The organism is Roseiarcus sp., from assembly GCF_049514155.1.
Classification (GTDB): domain Bacteria; phylum Pseudomonadota; class Alphaproteobacteria; order Rhizobiales; family Beijerinckiaceae; genus Roseiarcus.
In genome coordinates this window covers 1-4,679 of the sequence record NZ_JBEKVH010000224.1, presented here as the reverse complement: position 1 = coordinate 4,679, position 4,679 = coordinate 1, and the positions used below count along the sequence as shown (strand labels likewise).

6 protein-coding genes are annotated in these 4,679 nt (G+C 63.8%); 1 reads left to right on the top strand and 5 read right to left on the bottom strand.

Annotated features, from left to right (window positions below):
• The 3 genes from ABSF49_RS20255 to ABSF49_RS20245 form a co-directional block, all read right to left on the bottom strand.
• Positions 1-229 (bottom strand): FAD-dependent oxidoreductase (locus tag ABSF49_RS20255; protein WP_424114441.1); only part of this gene is annotated, 229 nt, incomplete at its 3' end.
• Between the two features lie 29 nt (positions 230-258).
• Complete coding sequence (locus tag ABSF49_RS20250; RefSeq protein WP_424114440.1) at positions 259-1,056, bottom strand: sugar isomerase domain-containing protein; 798 nt, start codon at positions 1,054-1,056, stop codon at positions 259-261.
• 79 nt (positions 1,057-1,135) lie between these two features.
• Positions 1,136-2,350: a substrate-binding domain-containing protein gene (locus ABSF49_RS20245; RefSeq protein WP_424114439.1), complete on the bottom strand. Its 1,215-nt coding sequence runs from the start codon at positions 2,348-2,350 to the stop codon at positions 1,136-1,138.
• 192 nt (positions 2,351-2,542) lie between these two features.
• Between ABSF49_RS20245 and ABSF49_RS20240 the strand changes: the two genes are divergently transcribed.
• Entirely contained in the window at positions 2,543-3,295 is a 753-nt protein-coding gene (locus ABSF49_RS20240; protein ID WP_424114438.1) for a 2-dehydro-3-deoxy-6-phosphogalactonate aldolase, read from the top strand.
• A gap of 38 nt (positions 3,296-3,333) precedes the next feature.
• On the opposite strand, the gene ABSF49_RS20235 is transcribed toward ABSF49_RS20240, so the two are convergent.
• Both ABSF49_RS20235 and ABSF49_RS20230 read right to left on the bottom strand, forming a co-directional pair.
• Complete coding sequence (locus ABSF49_RS20235) at positions 3,334-3,738, bottom strand: hypothetical protein (RefSeq protein ID WP_424114437.1); 405 nt, start codon at positions 3,736-3,738, stop codon at positions 3,334-3,336.
• Positions 3,739-3,842: 104 nt separating this feature from the next.
• On the bottom strand, positions 3,843-4,679 hold an 837-nt coding region (locus ABSF49_RS20230), incomplete at its 5' end, for an SMP-30/gluconolactonase/LRE family protein (RefSeq protein WP_424114436.1).

Below are 4,679 nucleotides of genomic sequence, written 5' to 3'. Positions count from 1 at the left end.
AGTCGATGCGCTGGACGACCTCGTCGGGAAGGCCGGAGACCACCTTCTCCTGCGCCTCGCCCGGCGCGTAGAAGGCGTACATCGTATCGAGCACGGCCGTGCTGACTCCGCCAAGGAAGCCGCCGCGCTCGACCAGCAGCGTCCGCGCGCCGTTGCGCGCGCTGGCGACAGCCGCGACCACGCCGGCGCTTCCCGCCCCGGCGACCACCACGTCGACGTCATAGTTCATCGCACGCTCCAAATGCACGCCGGTCGGGGTCAGGCCTTCTCCCGCACGAACATGCGGGCGTAGCGGCGGCCGTATTCGGCCAAACATTCGTCCCAGCGCGCCTCTGCGCGGGCGCGGCGCGTCTTGCCCTCCGGCGTCCCCTCGAAATAGGGGCTGGGCAGCACCATGGGCTTGCAGCCCCGGCGCGCCAGTTCCAGCGCCGCCCCGGTCGACAGGGCGTTGGTGATGGCGATGCTGGTGATGCTTGACCCCGCGCCTGCCTTGTCCTCGAGACCAGGGATCTCCATCATCGCGTCGCCGACCACCGAGCAATTGTCGATCACGAGATCGGCGATCTCATGCAGGCGCTTGCCCCCCTTGTGATCGGTGCCGGTCGCCTCCGCATGCTTGAGCGAGGTCACGGCGATGACGCGGATGCCTTCGGCCTTGGCGAAGCCGGCGATGTCGAGCGCCACCTTCGTGACGCCGGTGTTGGTGTAGATGACGAAGCAGTCCGTCTTTTCGAAGCGGTAATTCTTCCAGATGATCTCGCCGAGACCTTCGACCGCCTGGAAATAGCGCATCTGGTAGATGCCGGAATTGCCGATCACCGGGGTATAGTAGGAGAGCGCCAGCTCCGACAGCGGGTGAAGCCCGACGAGGCCGCCGTTGCGTGGAAACGCCTCCTCCAGAGCCATGTGCGAATGGCCGGCGCCGAAGAAATGCGCGAAGCCGCCGGCTTCGATCGCGTCCGCGATCCATTGCGCGCCAACCGCAATCTTGTGCGACTGGGTGGCTTCGACCTCGGCGAGGATCTCCAACGCGTGAGCAAGATAGGATTTCGACATGAATGAACCCCAGGCGCTGACCGCGGGCTCCGCCCGAGAATGAGAATCGGGCGGAGCCCCAATCTACTCAGCTTGTCGCTTATTGCGGCAGAGGCGACGGATTGGCGAAGTAACCGTCGAGCACCGAATCGGTCATCCAGGTGTTGGGCGGCGGCTCGCCGACGCCGGTCGAGTCGACCGTGAACTCAGGCTTCCACCACTGGTCGAGCGTGTCGGCGGTGATGAGCGGCGGCCGCACGACGACGCCAGAGACTTTCAGACCTTGGCCCATCATGACTCGCACAGCGGTGCGGAAGACGAGCTCCATGCCGGCGGCGGGCGCATTGGAGGTGCCAGCCGTCTTGAAACCCTTCGAGACATTGTCATGCCAGTAGGCCAGCGAGTTCTGGTTCGGGTTGCCCACCGTCACCGGAACGATCGGACGGCCCGCTTGCTTGAGCGCGGTGACCACGCCCATGAACATCGACCCCTGCTGCCAGACGCCGTCGATCGCCGTCGGGTCGGTCGAGAGCTCCTGCAAGACAGCCGTCTGAGCCGCCGATTCGGACCACTGGCCGACCAGATCGGCAACGATCTTGATGTTCGGGCAATTCTTGAAGACGGCCTGTCCGCCGGCCTTGATCAGTTCGCTGCCGGAGGTTCCGGGAATGCCTTCGACGGTGATGATATTGCCCTTGCCGCCAAGAATCTGCGCCAGGCCCAACGCCATGGTCTTGCCGATCAGGTAGCCATTGGTGTCGATGTTGATGGCGTTCGGCGTCGTCACCGGCGCGGCCAGGGTGAGCACGGGGATGCCCGCCTCGAAGGCCTCGTCAATCACGGCGTTCATGGCGGTGGGGGAGCCCGGAATCGAGATGATGACGTCGACGCCCTTCTGAATCATCGAGCGCATCTGCTGGATCTGGGTGGGCGTGTCAGCATTGCTGTCGGTGACGACGAGGTCCTTCACCAGTCCGAGCTTCTTGTACTTCTCGACGTTCTTTTTCAGCTCGGCCAACGCGGCCGCGCGCCAGGCATTGCCGGAGAACGAGTTGTTGTAGCCGATCACCCACGGCTTTGCGTGCGGCGGCTTGAAGTTGACATACGGGCTGGCGACGACCGGGCTGCCATAGCCCTCGAAGCCGGCCTGGGCCGCCGGCGGCAGTTCCTTCTGCAGGATCGCCGCAGAATCGGCAGGCAACGCGCCCGGCTGGGCGGTTGTGCAGGCGTCGTCTGCGGCCAGCGCGGCGCCAGCGAGCAGTGACATGCCGCCAGCCAGCAAGGCGGCCTTCAGAGTAAGCGATCGCAGCCTCATGTCGGTTTCCTCCCACGCAACCATCGACCTTTGGTATGGTTGTCTTAACCAATCAAGCAGCGTATACGAAGGATGTCAAGTTCGAGCTGAACCACGAGTGAGCCGCTTGGCTTACAAGCAATTGATATGAGGACTATTCTATCGATCGTGGCAGCGCCGCCGTCATCGTCGTTCAGGATTGACGCCTGCGCCGTGAAGGAGGCCGGTTTGGCCGGCGGGAGGTTCGATTCCCAATCGGCATTGGTCAGCGAGACGCCGCGGCGAACCGCGAACATTGATCCGGGACCGTGGGCCCGAGCGACGGGAACAGACGCAATGAGCATCAGAAGCCACCTCGAGCGCATGCCATTCATCGCCATCCTGCGCGGCGTCAAACCCGACGAGGCGGCGCCAATTGGAATCGCCCTGGCCAACGAAGGGTTCGGGATCATCGAGGTTCCGATGAACTCGCCGAACCCAGTCGAAAGCATCCGTCGCCTGCAGGATGCTCTTGGCGACGCCTGCCTACTCGGCGCCGGCACGGTGACCACAGCCCAGCAGGTCGCCGACGTCGCCGCCGCGGGAGGGCGTTTGATCGTCATGCCGCACAGCGACCCCGCGGTGATTATCGCCGCGAAGGCGGCCGGACTTGCGTGCGTCCCCGGCGTCGCCACCCCGACCGAAGGATTCGCCGCGCTGGCCAAAGGCGCCGACGGATTGAAGCTATTTCCGGCTGAAATGCTTGATCCCGCCGTACTCAAGGCGTGGCGCGCCGTCTTCCCCGCGGGCACGATGTTCATTCCAGTGGGCGGCATCACGCCGCTCAACTTCGGCGAGTACGTCAAAGCCGGCGCCGCCGGGTTCGGTCTGGGCGGGGCCTTGTACTCACCCGGCTTGGACGCCGCCGAAGTCGCTCATCGAGCCCGCGCCTTCGTCGTGGCGTGGCGGAAACTGAAACGAAGCTGATCCTCATCACAGAAGGTCCCCGAGTTTCCCAAAGATCATCAGCCATACCGCGACATCTCGCCTCGCCGACGACGTTCGAGGCCGACGCCGAACCGCGCGCGGACTGCCCGGCGGATCTCTTGTGCCCGCTCGATTGCCGCATCGATCTGGCGCGCGCGTTCCGGCTGCCGGTCGCCCCGCACGCCGGCGAAATGAGCTAGGTGCATGTCGATCTCGCCTATTGGCGTCCATCCACGGCGCTGCTCGAATATATCCCTTGGATCAAGGATCACTTCCGCGAACCCGCGAACGTTCGGGACGGCGCGTTCCTGCGGCCGCAACAGCCCGGCGCGAGCACGACGCCGCTCGACGTTTCCCTTGAGCGGTTCTCGATCGCCATTGACTAGCGCAGAGAAGCCGCCAGCGCGTCGATCTCGCGCGCCGGGTCGGATGAATGACTCCATGCGGCGATTCTTCCTCCGGAGTCGCCGCGGCCGGAGTCTTCACTGCATCAAAACTCAGTCAGACCCAATATTCCGCGCGAAGCACGTGACACGGTTCAAGCCGATTAGACCTTCTGGCCGACCGCATAGTGGCCCGGGGTCGGCGCGTCGGCCACCAGAATTCTGCCGCTTTCGGCTTCCGTCATAAACAGCCTTGCGTTGCCTTCGCCGCCGTAAGCCACGTTGGTGATCTTCGTTCCGGCTTCCCGGGGAGCGCGAACACGAAACAACGGTTCGCCCCTTGGATCGAAAAGCCAAACCGTTCCCAGGCGATTGTGGCACGCGGCAAGCCCGCCTTCTCGGTCCATAGCAAGTCCGTCCGTGCCGCTGTAGCCGCCGGGAAGGCTCTGGAAGACGCCAACTTTGTCTACTGCGCCATCAGAACGCACGCGCCCACGCCACACAGCCGGGCCATAGGTCACGGCGACGAAAACGTGGGTTTCCGCCGGATTGAGAACGATGCCGTTCGGTCCCGGAACGTGCTCCATCAAAACATCAAGCTTGCCCGACGCCGACAGACGCAGGACACGTCCGGTCGGCTTCAGCAAATGAGAGTCTCCCTGATCGGTGAAATAGATATCGCCATTCCTCGCAATCGTCAGATCGCTCAGGCCCTGATAGTTCGGAGACAGCTGCTCCCGACCGCACAGGACTTCGATCTTTTCCGCCACCGGATCGAACCGCATGACGCCGCGTTCCCGGTCAGTGATGTAAGCGAGCCCGTCGGCGCCGATTTGCAATCCGTTGGGCGCCCCGTCGTACTCGAACACGACGGACGGTCGCCCCTCCGCTGATACCCTGACGATCTGTCCGAACGCAAAGTTGACGACATAGAGATTGCCGTGGGAGTCGAATGACGGGCCTTCGAGAAAGGAATGCGTCGGTTTTCCGACAAACTTCTC